This is a genomic window from Aminobacterium sp. MB27-C1 (assembly GCF_030908405.1).
GTDB lineage: Bacteria > Synergistota > Synergistia > Synergistales > Aminobacteriaceae > Aminobacterium.
In genome coordinates this window covers 1,818,002-1,833,926 of sequence record NZ_CP133089.1, presented here as the reverse complement: position 1 = coordinate 1,833,926, position 15,925 = coordinate 1,818,002, and the positions used below count along the sequence as shown (strand labels likewise).

Sequence of the window (15,925 nt, the reverse complement as noted above, 5' to 3'; positions counted from 1 at the left end):
TGTATACCCTCCTAAGGAATTAAATAAAATAGACCTAAAGTCATTTTATCATTAATAGATTCTTTTTTTGATAGAGATGGATAAACCAATATCCTTTGTTAATTTCTTTTTGCAAAATATAATTTCGTTGAGAGACTTTTTCTTTTAGTTTTTGGGGAGTAACGTAAAAAACAGGAGAGATGAATTTTTCTTCAAGCCAGCCTATCATTGTGGCAAGAAGAGAGCTTTTGTTAAATTCGTAAATGAGTAAAAATCCATCAGGAGAGAGAATACGGTCAATTTCTTCAAGAAGAGCGTCTTGTTGTTCTATATGATGATATGCGTCAGAGAGGATTATTCCATGAAAATAGTTATCTTTATATGGAGTAGATTTGCCGTCACCAATAGTAGTTATTACAGGGGAATCGTCTAAATAACGGATCATATCTGGACTCGTGTCTATAACATGTATTTCTCGCTGTTCTCCAAGGAGCTTGCGAGCCAGATAACCGGTTCCTCCTCCTATGTCAAGAATGCGTTGATTAGCCTTGAGTGGGGCTAATTTTAAAATATGTTTAGTTTTATAAAGGCCTGTGACGATCATGAAAAAATCGTAAAAATGAGCAAATCTTTTGAAAGGATCCTGAACTTTTTTCATGATGAAGTCTCTTGCATCACTTCTTTTTCAACGAAGTCTATCTGTTCCATAAGACTTTCCCATTCTTTCATATATTGACTCAACAAAGCATTAATTTCGTTATATCGAACCATGATTTTTTGCACTTCCTGAGAATTTTCCAAGAAAGTGGGGTCGCAGAGCATTGATTCAATCTCTTGTTTTTCTTCTTCTGTCTTCTCAATTTTTTCTTCAAGAGGAGAAAGATGTTTCATGATTTTTTGCTTCTCCCTGTAAAGCAGATTTCTTTGTTCTGCTTCTTTGCGTTTTCTTTCTTTTTCGTCATTTTTGCTTGATACGTTTTCTTTTTCTTTGCTAGCTTCTATATCTTTTTGCTGGTTAAGCCGTTCAGCTCTTTTTTCTATGAAATATGAATAATTTCCGGGGTAATCAAATATTTCCCCATCTCGAATTTCTATAACTCTCGTTACAAGATTATCAAGAAAATACCTGTCGTGAGAGACGATAATGACAGTCCCTCCATATTCAGTTAGTGCTTGTTGAAAAACATCACGAGTTTGCATATCGAGATGGTTTGTAGGTTCGTCTAGGATAAGAAGATTGGTTTCTTCTAAAAGAAGTTTCAACAGAGCTACTCGCGATTTCTCGCCACCGGAAAGAACGGAGATAGATTTATATATATCATCCCCAGAAAAAAGGAAGGCCCCGAGAAGGCTTCTTTTTTCCATATCTGTTCCAAGATATCCTGTATGTGAAATTTCTTCCCAGATTGTACGGGAATAGGTTAGGTTTTTAGCACTTTCCTGAGAAAAGAACCCCATTTTTACATTGTAACCAAGAGATACTTCTCCGTATGTAGGTTGTTCCGACAAGCTAATAAGGCGAGATAGAGTGGATTTCCCCGCGCCATTGACACCAACAAGGGCAATTTTTTCCCCGCGATGAACAGTAAAGGAGATGTGTTGAAAAACGGTGTGATTCCCGTAATCCTTTTGCACGTCTTTTACAGATAGAACTTCATGCCCGCTACGGGGAGATTGAGGAAAATGAATGCCAATAACTTTTTGAGAGTCATCGATTTCAACAATATTCATCTTTTCAAGTCTCTTTATTCTGCTTTGGACTTGAGTTGCCTTTGTGGCTTTATAGCGAAAACGTTCTATAAAAGCCATTTCTTTCTCTATTTCAGAGCGTTGTTTGCGAGCTATTCGTTCTAGCTCCTCTTCTCGTCGTGCTTTTTCTTCCAGATACCATGTAAAATTCCCTTTATATACAGTAATGTTTTCATGAGAGAGTTCTGCGATTGAAGAACAGATTTTATCAAGAAAATGTCTATCATGTGAGATCGTTATAAGCGTTCCGCTAAAATGAGAGAGCCAGTCTTCAAGCCATTCCATACTTTCAGTGTCAAGATGGTTCGTAGGTTCATCAAGAAGAAGAACGTTAGGGGAAGAGAGCAGAATGGCAGCCAGAGAGATTCGCATTTTCCATCCTCCAGAAAACTCCCCTGTATATCGTTGTCCATCTTCTTCTGCGAAACCAAGCCCCTTCAGTACTTTTTGTGCCATTGCCGTAAATTCATATCCACCCAGTTGCTCATATTGGTGAACGAGAAGATCGTGTCTTTTTAAAAGAGTTTTGTATCCTTCCCCTTGGTTTTGAGCTGTTTGAGCAACGTTTTCTTCAATGATTCGGAGCTCTTTTTCCAAAGAATCTATTCCAGCCTGTTTTTTCAGATAGTTGAGAAGGGGGATATTTTCTATCTCTACCAGATCTTGCGGAAGATATCCGATACGCGAATTTCTGGGAAAGGTTATATTTCCTTCTTTGGGCTCAATCAGCCCCATTAAGATTTTAAGAAGGGTTGTTTTCCCACTTCCGTTATTTCCTACGAGCCCAACTTTACTGCCCATATTGATGGCCCAGTTAAGATTGCTATAGAGTTGTTGTTCCCCAAAGAAATGCGTAATATTTATTAATTGAATCATTCTTCTCACCTTTTATCCCTATTCTGCGGCAGGAATTATACCATGTAAACATAAAAGAAGAAGAGTCCTCTTGTGTATGCTATGATACTATTTTCTGATGATTGTAGAGAGTTGACCGTTTATCGGAGGGATTTGTAATGCAAAGTAAGGATGGAATGAGCAAAGGATTACATTATCGCTGGGTTGTTTGGGGAATTATGGTTCTAGTCTACATGGTTGTTTTTTTCCATCGTCTTGCAGCGGGAGTTGTTCGCAGTGATCTTGTAGATTCCTTTGGTTTGAGCGGCGCAGCTTTTGGTACATTAGCTTCTCTCTATTTTTATGCATATATGATTATGCAAATTCCTGTTGGTCTTTTAGTTGATTCTCTGGGAGCAAGGATCACAGTTTCTGTTGGTATTTTTATAGCTGGAATAGGAGCTCTTCTTTTTGGGTCTGCCCCTACCACTTTTGTTCTTTTTTCAGGCCGTTTTTTTGTCGGAATAGGCGTAGCCACAGTTTTTGTATCTATACTGAAGGTACAATCAAAATGGTTTAGGGAACGTGAATTTGCTACGGTTTCTGGCATGACGTCTCTTATTGGTAATGGAGGGGGCCTCTTGGCTCAAACACCTCTTGCCTGGGCTGTTGCTCTTCTTACATGGAGAAACACCTTTTTGGCAATAGGCATATTTTCCATCTTTTTAGCTGTTGCATGCTATCTCTTAATTCGTAATACTCCTCAAGATTTGGGATTCCCTCCCATTAACGAAGTTGATATATCAAATAGTGATGTTCTAAAAAAAGAGATAGAGAAGAAAGAGAGCCTAAAAGAAGGGTTTAAACAGGTTCTTCGAGTTCGGCGTTTATGGCCTGTGATCCTCTTCTTCGCATTAAATCAGGGAGCAAGTCTCTCTTTTACCAGCGCTTGGGGCGTTGCCTTTATGGAATCTGTCTATGCTCTTCCTACATCTGTGGCTTCTTCGTATATAGCAATTATATTGGTGGGATTAATGCTTGGCAGCCTCTTTTCAGGTTGGTTTTCAGATAAAGTGGGGCGAAGAAGATGGCCTATGTTTTTGCTCGTTTCTTTAAACATTGCAACATGGGGTATTTTAGTTTTCTATAATGGAGGACATCCGCCGATTTGGTTGTTAAAACCCCTCTATTTCGTGATGGGGGTGTCAACTACTGCGTATGTAATGTCATGGGCTCTTGCGCGTGAGTTGGCTCCCTCACGCTTTACAGGTATTGCCATATCCTTAATGAATACAGGTTGTTTTTTATCTATAGGGCTTTTTACGACACTCATTGGGAAAATTCTTGATCGTTACGCTGGTATTCTTGATAGTATTCCCCTTTTCCAACGGGCATTGCTTCCATGTTTTGTTGCGGTAGTCTTAAGTTTTATTTGTATATTTTTTATTCCCGAGACAAAATGTATAAATATTTATGAAAAGAATTGTGCAGGATGATAAAACCTTAAATATTGCTTGACAGTATTTACTCGATCAGGTATCGTTTAATGGCCGTATTAATGTGTATAAACGGCTCTATATTCTGCATTAGGAGGATTCATTTTTATGGCTCAGGGCACAGTGAAATGGTTTAACGATAGCAAGGGTTACGGTTTTATAACAACAGATGAGGGTAAAGATGTTTTCGTGCATTATAGTGCAATTATGGGTGACGGATTCAAGACCCTAAGTGAAAATCAGAGAGTGTCTTTTGACGTTACTCAGGGGGATAAGGGGCCCCAGGCTGCTAACGTTCAGAAAATGTAATTACGATCATACTTTACATTCGTTGAAATAGACATTAGTCAAAATAAAGAGAGGAGCCTAGGCTCCTCTCTTTTATATTTAATGTTCCTATCGTTTTTTACGTTGTCTTGGGGCCTTATGTCCCCATTTCTCACTGGATTTACGTTGTGGTTTCTTTTCTTCGGCAAGTAAACCTCGCTCGATAAGGCGATTTCCCAATCGTTCAAAGTCTTTTTCTGCTGCTGGTAACAGTTCTACATGGGCATGATCATTTTTAAGGCGAATAGCGCCAACTCCGGACTTATTAATGTTCAAAGTTGAGCATATGACTCTTAATATTTTCCCTACATCCCAACCGTGATCAGTGCCTCTCTCTATTCGTATGACGGTTTTATGAGAGTGACCAGAGCCAAAGCTTTCTTTTTTCCTGTTTCTTCTAGATGTCCGTCCTTGTTTCATTTCTTGATCAAGGTCTGCTGAGAGTTCATAGCCAGCATTTTTACGAGAAAAAAGAAGGCCAAGTAGCCGCGAAGCTAGAGCACGACTTTCGTGACACTCGAGAAGAGAGTCTGCCCACTCGAGATTCTCCTGTGTTTCATAATGTTCAGCAGCAAAAATTTTTTCTTCATAAAGAATACGTTGTTTCTTACGGATATCCTTGGGGTCGGGAACATTTTTCCATGTTATGGAGATATTCGAAGTTCGTACCATACTCTTGAAGGCTGCGGCTTCTTTGGGAGAAAGTACAAGTAGATCTCGTCCTTCATGACCAGCTCGTCCTGTTCTTCCGCTTCTATGTACAAATGTTTCTCTGTTATCGGGCAAGCCCATCTGAATAACGTGAGAAACTCCCTGAATATCCAGCCCTCGAGCAGCTACGTTTGTAGCAACAAGAAGAGGAACACGTCCACTTCTAAATTGAGAAAGAGCCATATTTCTTTCCCTCTGGCTCATTTCACCATGAAGGCAGACAGCCTGAAAATTCTCATCATGAAGTTTTCGTGCCAGTTCTACTGTTTCCGCACGTGTATGGCAGAAAAGAATTCCCCTCGTTGGTTTTTCCCACAAAAGGGTATTGACAAGCCCTTCTTCTTTGTGGCGAGATGGCACCAGGTATACTTCATGAACAATGTCCTCATTGGCCTCGCCCTCTTTATTCAAAGCGATAAAGAGAGGAGTTGTAAGGTATCTTTTTGTAAGGTTCTTGATTTCTGCAGGCATAGTTGCAGAAAAAAGCCATATTTGCTTTCGATCTGGAAAACTATCAAGAATGGCTTCTAGTTCCTCTTTGAAGCCGAGATCAAGCATATGGTCTCCTTCATCAAGAACAACAGTCTCTATTCCTGACGTGTCGAGAGTTCCTCTTCTGATATGGTCTAAAACTCGTCCAGGCGTTCCCGTTACTACGCAAGAACCATCTCGCAGAGAACGAATTTGCCTTGACATGTCCATTCCACCGACGAGAGATGCTGTAGAGATATTAAGATATCTCCCGAGCCAATCGGCTTCTTTCCATATTTGTTGAGAGAGCTCTCGGGTAGGTGAGAGTATTAACGTTTTTGATTTTCTATCACCAGGGGTAACTCTCTGTAGTAAAGGGAGAAGAAACGCCAATGTTTTACCAGAACCTGTTTCTGCTCTGACAAGAACATCTTTCTCCCAGATATTTTCAGAAAGAACTCGGTCCTGCACTGGGGTTGGAGAAGAAAAACCTCTCTCTGAAAGGGCTTTAAGAAGTTCTGGCCGAAGTTCGTATTGCTCAAAGTTGTTTTGTTTCATGAATACAAAAATGCCTCCTGTTTCTCATTGGGCATAAAAAAGTGGCCACCCTCAAGAGGGGGCCACTATCTAAAATACCCGTTCTTGTGTTCTCCTATTATGCAGAAGTTTTGAACTTTGTCAACTAAATTCAAAAATAGTCTTATTATAGTTTGTTTACTTTCCAGACCTCTCTGCGACTTGACAGTAATGAAATTGTTAGAATATTATACTTTTAAAATTAGAGTTTTATAAAGAGGAGATGAAAGTGAAAAATAAAGGATGGAAATGTATATTTCTTTTGTCGTTTTTATGCCTATGTCTTTTTTTACAGCCGAATCCTGTTCTATCTTCTACTCTCATAAATAGAGAGGAGTATCTCAGAATAGTGGATACTCAGAATCCTACTCTTTTAGCTCTTGTGAAACAAGCAAAAGCTAAATTCTCAGAAGTTCAGTCCTTAGTTGCCCATCAGAGGCTTGCCATAAATCTTCAAACAGAGAATATCGTTTTTACTGGAAGCAATAAAAATGAACAGACATTATCTTTAAACGTACTTCAAAAAATAGATATTGCTGGAAAATATCTTCCTGAAGAAGAATACTATCTTATTGAATATGAGAAATCTATTTTCCAATATAAAGATGAAAAAAATAAAATTCTTGCGCAGGCCGAAAAGGCCTTTTGGGAAGCTGCGTGGGCTAAAGAAAATGTAGAGTTACAAAAAAATATTCTTTATGAGAGACTTGAACTATTAAAAGTAGCTCAAGAAAAATATAAGCAGGGAATGGTTCCAGAACTTGATGTTATTAGAGCATCTACACAAGTAGAAGAAAGCCGAAGCTTTTTGACTGAAGCTGAAGCTTTTTTCCAAAATGCTTTGACCTCCATGAATGTTCTTGCGACAAATCAACATTTGAATATGATTCCAGAAACAGCCCTTTCTTCGTTGAGCATATCAACCTCGTTTGTTCTATCTGTAAATTCATCAACTATTGAACTAATTTTAGCCAACAGAGATGATTTGAACATACTCAATTTGACGTTAAGACAACTGGAACTCTCGCGCATTCTTGCAGCCAAAGGACTTTCTCCAATGCTTGAAGCTAGTTTAGGATATGTAGCCCTTACCGATAGCGAGCAAAAAGAGTCTTTGGAAGGTGATATCCGTCTCTCGTTAGTAATGACAGTGCCTATTATTGATGGACAAAAATCGAAATTGCAACAGAAGCAATATGAAGAGTTAATACAATCGACTCATTACAATATACAAGCTAAAGAAACCTCTATATATCAAGAAGTGGTAGAAGCTCAAAATGATTGGGAAAAATCGCTAGCTTTGGAAAAAAGCAGAAAACAGCAATTGGATCAGAGTACCCGAGAGTTGGCTATTACAAGGTTGATGTACCAAGAGGGAATGGGTAATCAACTTGATCTTTTACGTGCTCAAGTAGAGAACCAGAGAGTCCAGACGGAATATTTGGCAGCCATTCGGGATGTGTATAAATCCTTAGCGGAATTAAAAAGAGTTGCTGGAGGGTATAGTCATCCTGAAAGCGGACCAGACAAAGAAAGTTAGAAAAGGTGTCTATGATGAAGACAAATAAACGTTTTATGTTGTTTCTTATCATATTAATTTTCTCTGTATTGATTATGATCACGTATAAAAAAAACAATAAAAAGCTAGATTCTGAAGAGATTAAAACGGTAGCTGGCATACAGGCTATTCCAGTTACATCGTATGTTGTTGAGCGTTCCTATTGGGATTATTGGAAAACATATTACGGAAAAATTCGATCTGTATCAGAGCAATCAATAACTGCCTATGTTCGAGAATTTGTATCTGCGGTCTATGTAGATGTGGGGGATAAAGTTTCTGCTGGTCAAGTGCTTTGCGAGCTTGAAAAGATTACTCAAACGACGGAACTGGCATCTCAATTAACAGACTTTCAAAATGCAAAACGTGATTTAGAGCGAAAAAAGCGTCTTTATGATGCTGGTGGAATTTCAAAAAAGGAAGTTGAGCAAGCTTTGGCTCTTCTTAATGAAAGGAGGGCTCGATTACAGGAAGCTCAGACAACAATGCACAGAACAGCTATACGGTCTTCAATGGAAGGGGTCGTTATTTCTAAAGATATAGATGTCGGAGAGGTCGCAGAGCCGGGAATAGAACTTTTTCGCTTAGCAGATTTAAACAAGCTTGAAGTAGAGGTTATGTTGGCTTCTTCCGATGCAGTTACTCTTGATGTAGGTAGTCCCTGCCGTATTTTATGCAGAAATACCATAACTCGTGGATCTGTTAAGAGAATTGATCCTGAAGCGCAGTCTGAAACAGGTATGTATAAAACCGTAATCTCTCTTGAGCGGCCGGTTAATCTTTATCCCGGAACGTTTGTGGAAATCCAGATACGTTTAGATTCGAGGAAGAATACAATAGTTATCCCAGATGATTTATTGAGGAGAGAACGTAATGAGGTCTATGTTTTTATAATTAAGGAGAATCAGGCATTTAAGAGGAAGATTGTTCCAGGTCGTGCACAAGATGGTCTTTTAGAAGTAAGAAGCGAGCTTGAAGAAGGAGAAATTTTAGTCAGGCGAGGTGTAGATCAAGTTTATGATGGGGCTCCCATTCTTGAAGAGGTGTCTCCATGAAATTCTTGAGAGTCTTTATAGAACGTCCCGTTTTTACTAGCGTAACAGTCTTACTGGCAGTTGTTCTTGGTCTCTATAGCTATTTTAATATTGGTGTAGCCCTCGTTCCCGATGTGGATATCCCCGTTGTCTCTGTTATGACGGCTTATAGTGGAGCAGGCCCTTCTGAAATTGAACTTTTGGTGAGTAAGCCTATTGAAGATGCGGTTTCCAAGGTCGAAGGAGTGAAGCGTATTCGTAGTTATTCCTTGGAAGGTGTTTCTTTTGTTGTTGTTGAATTTGAGTATAACGTGAATATTTCAGAAGCAACTATGGATATTTCTAACCGTGTCAAAGCTATAAGCGCCACACTGCCAGATGATTCGGAAGATCCTGTTACTGAAAAATTCGATATCAATGCCTTTCCCTTCATGACCATTGCCATTTCGTCAAATCTTCCTCCTGAATATGCTTATGACATTGTAGAAGATAAGGTTCAGCGCAGATTGACACAGATACAGGGAGTTGCCAGTGCTGAAATTCTTGGTGGATTACAGCGCGAAATTCACGTGTACCTAGATCCTGTAAAACTCTATCAATATAAAATATCCCCAGAGAAAATTATTCAGGTTCTGAATGCGAATAACGTTAACGATCCCTCTGGACATATTATTCAGGGTAGAAAAGAACGTTCCGTTCGTGTGTTAGGAGAAGTGAAGGATCCGGATGAACTCGAAGATATCAGAATCTCTCTTGAAGGAACCACCTCTATTCGTCTTGGAGACGTAGGACAGATTGTTGATACGACAGAAGAACCACGAGGATATGCCAAATATGAGGGAAAAGAAGCCATACTTATCGATTGCATAGCTACTCCCGGGAGTAACGTTGTTGAGGTTAGCGATAGGATCAGATCAGAATTGGAAGATATTATCCCCTTTTTGCCGACAGGATTTGAAGTTACCATTACTGATGATATCTCCACCTTTATACGAGAGGCGATACGCAATGTTTTCCGAGATATGCTAATTGGAATTCTTTTGACAGGCCTCGTCCTTTTTCTATTTTTGCAGCGTTTTTCCCTGACTTTCGTTGTGGCGGCTGCCATGCCTACAGCTGTTATCTCAACATTTATTCCTATGTATATTTCAGATATAACTATGAATATGATGAGTACTCTTGGTTTAGCTATTTCCGTTGGAATTCTCGTTAATAATTCTATTTTGGTTCTTGAAAATATTTACAGATTCAGAGACTTGGGAGAGGAAGCATTTGTAGCATCAGAGAAAGGAACGGCAGATATTGCTCTTTCTGTTTTTTCCACTACGGCTACAAATTTAGGGGTCTTTATCCCAGTAGCTTTTATGAAAGGGATAGCTGGACAATTTTTACAGGATTTTGCCCTCACTATTGTTTTTGCTACTATTTTTTCTCTATGGGTTGCTATGACATTGACACCCATGGTTGCTGCCAGAGTGCCCTATGGTACTGAACCATCTGACTTCAGTCGAAAGGCGACAGCATGGTGGTCTTGGCTTTATTCTAAATTTGATAAAGCCCACGATGTTCTTGTTGATAAAGCTCTTGACCATAACTATCTGACTCTTGGCCTTTTTGCACTTGCATTTTTGGCTTCGCTTTTTTTAGTTCCTTTTTTAGGTGTTGAATTTATTCCGCGAGTGGATAGAGGTTTGATGGAAATATCTCTTGAACTTCCATCTGCTTCATCCCTTGCCTATACAGAGGAAGTTACAGAAAAAGTTGAAAAATACGTTCGTTCTTTGTCGGGAGTGAAGGCTATAGAAATTGCCGTTGGCGGCAGTCGTTCAGAAGTTGGCGTGAATAGAAGCAGGCTCAAAGTGGTTTTGACCGACGATCCGAAGCGACCTTCTTCCTTTGAATTAGCAGAACGTCTTCGTGAATATTTTGCAGTTATACCAGATGTTACAGCAAGCATAAGTGCCTCCGTAAGTGGAGGGGGATCACCTGGTAAACCTATACAGATTCTCATTTCAGGCGAAAATATAGGTGAATTGAATAAAATTGCCGGTCAAGTTATGGAAAAGATGCGCCAGACTCAAGGCGTTGTGGATGTCGATACGAATTGGCGGTTGGGGCGTCCTGAATTTCAAATTCTTCCAATACCATGGAAGCTCGGGCTTTTAGGAATTTCTGTTCGGGATGTTACAGAGACGGTTCGAAACTATATTACCGGGAAAAAAGCAGGTGTGTTCAGAGTTGAAGGGAAAGAGTATGATATTGTCTCACTTCTTGATTTCCAGCGTAGATCTTCTCTTAATAAAATTGAAGAATTCCCTATTGCTACACCTTCAGGTTTTGTCCCCCTTTCTTCTTTAGCTGAATTTACCTATGGTGTTGGTCCGACGAGTATTCTTCGATCTGATCGGATACGTGCCATAACTATTGAAGCTGATGTAAATGGACGTAGCGTTGGAAGTGCTTTTGAAGAAATACAAGATAAAATCCACGAAATTTCTTTGCCCACTGGCTATCGCTTTTCTTTTGCAGGAGAAGTGGAGGATATTCAAGAAAACTTTTATTATCTATACGTTGCTTTTGGCATGGCTATAATTCTCACATTTTTAATGATTGCTGCTATTCTTGAATCATATCTCTATGCCTTCGTTATTATGATTACTCTTCCTCTCTCAGCTATTGGAGTTATACCCTTCTTATATTTTACAAGAACGGCTGTCTCCCTTTACGGCTTGCTTGGTGTCGTTATGCTTGTGGGACTTGTTGTTAATAATGCAATCGTTATTATTGACTATGCAGAAAAAAGCAGAAAAGGAGGTCTTGCACCCCGCGAGGCTATCCGTCAGGCCTGTCTTGTCAGATTACGTCCTATTATTATGGCTGATTTAACATCCATTATTGCCATGATTCCATTAGCGCTCGGGCTAGGTGCAGGTGGACCGTATCGAGCTCCCATGGCCATAGTGGTTATAGGAGGTCTTATAGCGGGGGGGACACTAGCACTTTTTGCTATTCCACCTATTTACACCATTCTTCATAGAAGGACTTCGGTATAATAGCGGTTGATGAAGATTCAATATTCTATTAGAATACCTCCTATTGTTAATTAAACTTTATGGCGACACTCTTTCCAAAGAAAAAGAGGTGTTGATTTTATGGAGAAGACGAATACTGTGCTTCAGCGTGTCTTGAAAATGGAGCCTGTATCATGGGTTAACAATCAAAAAGAGGACGCAGTAAAACTTCTTGAAACGCTTCCCATTTCATTTATGCAAATAAAGGATGCAGGCGATCGTTTACAACGGTTTGCTCCATTCTTAAAAAAAGCCTTTCCAGAAACGGAAGATGGCATAATCGAATCTCCCCTGTGTGAAACCCCCAATCTTAAAGAAGCGATGGAGACTCTTTACAAACATAAAATAAATGGCCGATTTTTTGTTAAGTGCGATAGTGAACTTCAAGTTGCTGGTTCAATAAAGGCACGGGGCGGCATTTATGAAGTGTTGAAACATGCGGAAGAGTTAGCTCTGGAAGAAAAATTACTTTCTCCTGATGACGATTATTCTGTTTTTTATGAACCACGATTCCGTCACTTTTTTTCTCAATATAAAGTGGCGGTTGGTTCGACAGGGAATCTTGGAATGAGCATTGGAATTATTTCGGCCACCCTTGGCTTTCAGGTAACAGTGCATATGTCTCGAGATGCGAAAGAATGGAAGAAGTCCTTTTTGAGGAATCATGGAGTTATAGTCAAGGAATATGATGACGATTACTCGAAAGCCGTGGAAGAAGGGAGAAAAGAGTGCGCAAAAGATCCTAGAGCTTACTTTGTAGATGATGAAAACTCGGTGGATCTCTTCTTAGGATATGCTGTAGCGGCTTTTCGACTTGAAAAACAGCTTAAGAAATATGGAATTGTCGTAGACGATCTTCACCCTCTTCAGGTTTATTTACCGTGTGGTGTTGGGGGTGCGCCAGGTGGAATAGCTTTTGGGTTGAAGCATCTTTTTGGCGATGCTGTACGTTGCTATTTTGTGGAGCCGACTCATGCTCCCTGTATGCTTCTTGGAATGCTTAAGAATGATGATTCTATTCGAGTTTCAGATTGTGGTATTGATGGAGTAACTGAAGCTGATGGTCTGGCTGTTGGTTCTCCCTCTAAACTAGTAATGAAGCTTGAAAGAAATTTGATAGAAGGAATCTATACAATAGAAGATAAAGAACTTTATCGTCTTCTCGCCCTTCTTTATGATACGGAAGAGAAAAAAATAGAACCTTCTGGAGCTGCGAGTATAAAAGGGCCGTTGGTTACACCAGAAATTCCAGCAGAAGGAACGCACATAGCCTGGCTTACAGGAGGGCTTTTTTTGCCAGACGATCTTTTTAATAAAATGTATGCTAAAGGGAAGGGGCTCAGGTAATGAGTAGTTTGACTTCAAAAATAAATGTCAAGAACATTTCACTTATCATTTCACTTCTTTTCGTAGGATTTTTCTTGTCTTCTCCAGTTTGGGCAGAGGGGCAGTGTTTAACTCTTCCCTCGGAGATGTACGCACAACAAGAGAGAGATAAAGAACTCAGCAAAGAAAAAGAAATAGAAGAGAAGCGGCAACAAAAAGAGATGGAGACTCAAGTACGAAAAGAAGCCATTGCCGAATTTTTTAGAGAAAAAAATAAAAATCTCGAAGTAGATCGTGCAGAAAATTATGCACACTATGTATTAGAAGCAGGAAGTCAATTTGGTGTCGATCCCTTTATTATCGCTGCCATTATTATAAAAGAGTCAAAAGCCCGTCACAGCGCTCGTTCTAGAGTCGCTTATGGTTTGATGCAGATCAACTGGCGTGTTCATAAACAAAATATAGCGAAAGCCTTCTCCCATATAAAAACTCTTTCAGATATGATGAAACCCAAAAATAACATTATGGTAGGAACATATATTTTTTCGTGTTATTTAAACTCTTCAGAAGGTGATATTATCCGTGCTTTATCAAGGTACTATGGTGGGAAGAGTGAAAGGTACGTGAGAGGAATTTTTTCTTACCGTCAGGAATTGGATAATCGTTTCGCTCAAAAAATAAACTTGCTTATCGAAGGTGCCTATGGTGACATGTAATCCTAATGTACGAGCTCGAATAGAAGCCCTTCTGGCTGTACTTTTTTGGGGCGGTTCCTTTACTGCCATCAAAGTTGCGGTATCACAAATATCGCCAACAACCTTGTTGTGGCTTCGTTTCGGAATCGGGACTTTTGTCTTAGGTGGCATCCTTTACATTAAAAAATCATTTATACATCTTCCGCCACGTCAGCTTGTTGAACTGTGTGGCTTAGGTTTTTTGGGAGTCTTTTTACATAGCTATATACAGTCTGCTGGACTTCGAACGGCTGCTGCAGGGATTTCTGGATTGATCATTGCCGGGACTCCCATTCTTATTGCTTTACTTGGTAGTTTTTTTCTTAAGGAAAGAATTACAAAGAGACAATCTTATGGAATTATCTTAGCTGCTTTTGGGGTTTTGGTGATTCTTTCGAAGGGGAATATACACTTTTTTACGAAGGCTAACTATAATTTCGGAGAATTACTTGTTGTTTGCTCAGCTTTTACATGGGCGCTTTTTTCAGTTCTATCGAGAAAAACTGTGCAAACTCTTCCACCTGCTTTGTCCATGTTTTTTGTTATTGCCTCTGGGTGGATTTTTTGTTCTATACCTTTATTTGTTCATGGTTTACACGATATTTCCTATCTTGATGTTGCAGGATGGGGAAGTGTGGCCTTTTTGGGCGTTCTTTGTTCTGCTGTCGCTTATGTATTTTGGTACGATGCCCTCAAGGCTCTTCCCGCGTCAGAAGTCGGAGTTTTTCTTTATCTCAATCCTATAGTTGCAGTATCAGTTGCATGGTTATTTCTTGGAGAACCCCTTCTTTTTTCCAGTCTTTTGGGAGGATTGCTAGTTTTAGTGGGTGTAGGAATTGTCAATTATCACAAGAAAAATTGATGGTCACTCCTATTGAAAAGTTCATTGATGAGAATGGCTGTATAGAGAGAAAGTATCTCTTTGAAATTTTGAGAGTCAAGTCCACATATGGATTCGATTTTATTGATTCGATAGTTTAGGGTATTTTTATGAATATTGAGCGTGCGGGCCGCAGCACTGGGGCTGAAACGATGCTCACACCAAACTCTGAAGGTGTGTATAAGTTCTTCACCATCAGAGGCTTTTTTCAGAGGGGTCAGATGAGATGCCCTAAAACGTTCAGCAACATCTCGGCTGGCAGTTGTCAGAAGATCTTCCAACATCATTTCGTTAATAGAGTAGATTCCTGGTTTTTGATAAATATTTTTGCCAATAGTGACAGCTTTCCATGCATCTCGATGTGAAGCAGGAAGTCTTGATGTATCGTGAGCAAGAGTTCCTATGCCGATAACAATTTCCAATCCTTTTTCGTTTAAAAGATTTTGTAACGTTTCACATTCCTTTCGCGTTCTTTCCACCACTTGTTTCTCGTTGAGCAAAGCATTTGCCGCTCGAAGTATTTCGTAACGGTCGGGATCAATCATTGTTGAAATATCCTGTGGTCTGTTAAAAGCTGTTCGTATAGCCATCAGAACATCCATTTGTGTATATGGAGTAGAACCAACGCCAATTTCGTCGTCGGTCGCTCGAGAATAGAGCAGTTCTGCCGCAATAGCAATCCGAGGAATTTGAAGTTCAAAACCTAATCCGCGAGCGGAAACAAAAAGTGATGTTTCATCATCTTTTTCAGGGTCGAAAGCGGCAATTTGTTCCATAAGAGTTTGTATAGCCCGACTTCGAAGAAAAAAAGCTTCAGAAAACATTTTTTCACTCAAAATAAGTTCTGTGTGTTTTTTTACAAGCAAACCAAATTGGGTAACTTTTGAGGGCATCCCAGCAAGAGCTATTGTTCCAATTCTTTTTCCTGCGAATTCTATAGGTAAAGTGACTCCTGGTCTTATTCCGTCTAGAAGTAACGTTTCATTTTCTTCCTGTATTGAATTTATTCCCGTTCTTATAACATCAAGAGAGGGTTTGTGAAGACTTCCTTTTCGGCTAGGATCGCTGGCTCCAATAATAATTCCTTTTTCGTTTGTAATGATAATGTCGATGTTAATGAGTTCTGCTGTAGAAGATGCTATTTTTTGCGCAATTTTATCAAGCATTGGTAGCTGCTCC

General features: G+C 39.6%; 12 protein-coding genes. 8 read left to right on the top strand and 4 right to left on the bottom strand.

The annotated features are described in order from the left end of the window. Window positions 1-40 precede the first annotated feature (40 nt). Both RBH88_RS08865 and RBH88_RS08860 read right to left on the bottom strand, forming a co-directional pair. Window positions 41-637 carry a class I SAM-dependent methyltransferase gene (locus RBH88_RS08865; RefSeq protein WP_213690951.1) on the bottom strand — a complete coding sequence of 199 codons (597 nt, stop codon included), beginning with the start codon at window positions 635-637 and terminating at the stop codon, window positions 41-43. After that, entirely contained in the window at window positions 634-2,604 is a 1,971-nt protein-coding gene (locus RBH88_RS08860) for an ATP-binding cassette domain-containing protein (protein WP_213690952.1), read from the bottom strand. Before RBH88_RS08860 ends, RBH88_RS08865 begins: the two co-directional genes overlap by 4 nt. Window positions 2,605-2,741: 137 nt before the next feature. On the opposite strand from RBH88_RS08860, the gene RBH88_RS08855 reads away from it, so the two are divergent. Together RBH88_RS08855 and RBH88_RS08850 are read left to right on the top strand one after the other, a co-directional pair. Continuing rightward, window positions 2,742-4,058 carry an MFS transporter gene (locus RBH88_RS08855; protein WP_307879555.1) on the top strand — a complete coding sequence of 439 codons (1,317 nt, stop codon included), beginning with the start codon at window positions 2,742-2,744 and terminating at the stop codon, window positions 4,056-4,058. A 108-nt stretch (window positions 4,059-4,166) separates the two neighbouring features. Then, entirely contained in the window at window positions 4,167-4,367 is a 201-nt protein-coding gene (locus RBH88_RS08850) for a cold-shock protein (protein WP_213690954.1), read from the top strand. Window positions 4,368-4,454: 87 nt separating this feature from the next. On the opposite strand, the gene RBH88_RS08845 is transcribed toward RBH88_RS08850, so the two are convergent. Beyond that, window positions 4,455-6,125 carry a DEAD/DEAH box helicase gene (locus tag RBH88_RS08845; protein WP_213696038.1) on the bottom strand — a complete coding sequence of 557 codons (1,671 nt, stop codon included), beginning with the start codon at window positions 6,123-6,125 and terminating at the stop codon, window positions 4,455-4,457. 241 nt (window positions 6,126-6,366) lie between these two features. On the opposite strand from RBH88_RS08845, the gene RBH88_RS08840 reads away from it, so the two are divergent. The 6 genes from RBH88_RS08840 (at window position 6,367) to RBH88_RS08815 (ending at window position 14,728) form a co-directional block, all read left to right on the top strand. Next, window positions 6,367-7,683 carry a TolC family protein gene (locus RBH88_RS08840; protein ID WP_307879554.1) on the top strand — a complete coding sequence of 439 codons (1,317 nt, stop codon included), beginning with the start codon at window positions 6,367-6,369 and terminating at the stop codon, window positions 7,681-7,683. Window positions 7,684-7,697: 14 nt separating this feature from the next. After that, window positions 7,698-8,756 carry an efflux RND transporter periplasmic adaptor subunit gene (locus RBH88_RS08835; protein ID WP_307879553.1) on the top strand — a complete coding sequence of 353 codons (1,059 nt, stop codon included), beginning with the start codon at window positions 7,698-7,700 and terminating at the stop codon, window positions 8,754-8,756. Continuing rightward, complete coding sequence (locus tag RBH88_RS08830; protein ID WP_213690958.1) at window positions 8,753-11,788, top strand: efflux RND transporter permease subunit; 3,036 nt, start codon at window positions 8,753-8,755, stop codon at window positions 11,786-11,788. Before RBH88_RS08835 ends, RBH88_RS08830 begins: the two co-directional genes overlap by 4 nt. A 99-nt stretch (window positions 11,789-11,887) precedes the next feature. Next, window positions 11,888-13,153, top strand: a complete 1,266-nt coding sequence (locus tag RBH88_RS08825; RefSeq protein WP_213701375.1) for a D-serine ammonia-lyase — start codon at window positions 11,888-11,890, stop codon at window positions 13,151-13,153. Then, on the top strand, window positions 13,153-13,848 hold the full coding sequence (locus RBH88_RS08820; protein WP_213690960.1) for a transglycosylase SLT domain-containing protein: 696 nt from the start codon (window positions 13,153-13,155) through the stop codon (window positions 13,846-13,848). The genes RBH88_RS08825 and RBH88_RS08820 overlap by 1 nt, the downstream gene beginning before the upstream one ends. Further along, on the top strand, window positions 13,835-14,728 hold the full coding sequence (locus RBH88_RS08815; RefSeq protein WP_213701374.1) for a DMT family transporter: 894 nt from the start codon (window positions 13,835-13,837) through the stop codon (window positions 14,726-14,728). Before RBH88_RS08820 ends, RBH88_RS08815 begins: the two co-directional genes overlap by 14 nt. Here RBH88_RS08815 and RBH88_RS08810 read toward each other — a convergent pair. Continuing rightward, on the bottom strand, window positions 14,713-15,912 hold the full coding sequence (locus RBH88_RS08810; protein WP_213690962.1) for a sugar diacid recognition domain-containing protein: 1,200 nt from the start codon (window positions 15,910-15,912) through the stop codon (window positions 14,713-14,715). The genes RBH88_RS08815 and RBH88_RS08810 overlap by 16 nt on opposite strands. Window positions 15,913-15,925: the final 13 nt, after the last annotated feature.

Bases quoted from the DNA above. Each gene is read 5' to 3' on its own strand.
- RBH88_RS08835 (WP_307879553.1), top strand. From the start codon at position 7,698: ATGAAGACAAATAAACGTTTTATGTTGTTTCTTATCATATTAATTTTC.
- RBH88_RS08865 (WP_213690951.1), bottom strand. From the start codon at position 637: ATGAAAAAAGTTCAGGATCCTTTCAAAAGATTTGCTCATTTTTACGAT.
- RBH88_RS08815 (WP_213701374.1), top strand. From the start codon at position 13,835: ATGGTGACATGTAATCCTAATGTACGAGCTCGAATAGAAGCCCTTCTG.
- RBH88_RS08840 (WP_307879554.1), top strand. From the start codon at position 6,367: ATGAAAGTGAAAAATAAAGGATGGAAATGTATATTTCTTTTGTCGTTT.
- RBH88_RS08860 (WP_213690952.1), bottom strand. From the start codon at position 2,604: ATGATTCAATTAATAAATATTACGCATTTCTTTGGGGAACAACAACTC.
- RBH88_RS08810 (WP_213690962.1), bottom strand. From the start codon at position 15,912: ATGCTTGATAAAATTGCGCAAAAAATAGCATCTTCTACAGCAGAACTC.
- RBH88_RS08855 (WP_307879555.1), top strand. From the start codon at position 2,742: ATGCAAAGTAAGGATGGAATGAGCAAAGGATTACATTATCGCTGGGTT.
- RBH88_RS08830 (WP_213690958.1), top strand. From the start codon at position 8,753: ATGAAATTCTTGAGAGTCTTTATAGAACGTCCCGTTTTTACTAGCGTA.
- RBH88_RS08820 (WP_213690960.1), top strand. From the start codon at position 13,153: ATGAGTAGTTTGACTTCAAAAATAAATGTCAAGAACATTTCACTTATC.
- RBH88_RS08825 (WP_213701375.1), top strand. From the start codon at position 11,888: ATGGAGAAGACGAATACTGTGCTTCAGCGTGTCTTGAAAATGGAGCCT.
- RBH88_RS08850 (WP_213690954.1), top strand. From the start codon at position 4,167: ATGGCTCAGGGCACAGTGAAATGGTTTAACGATAGCAAGGGTTACGGT.
- RBH88_RS08845 (WP_213696038.1), bottom strand. From the start codon at position 6,125: ATGAAACAAAACAACTTTGAGCAATACGAACTTCGGCCAGAACTTCTT.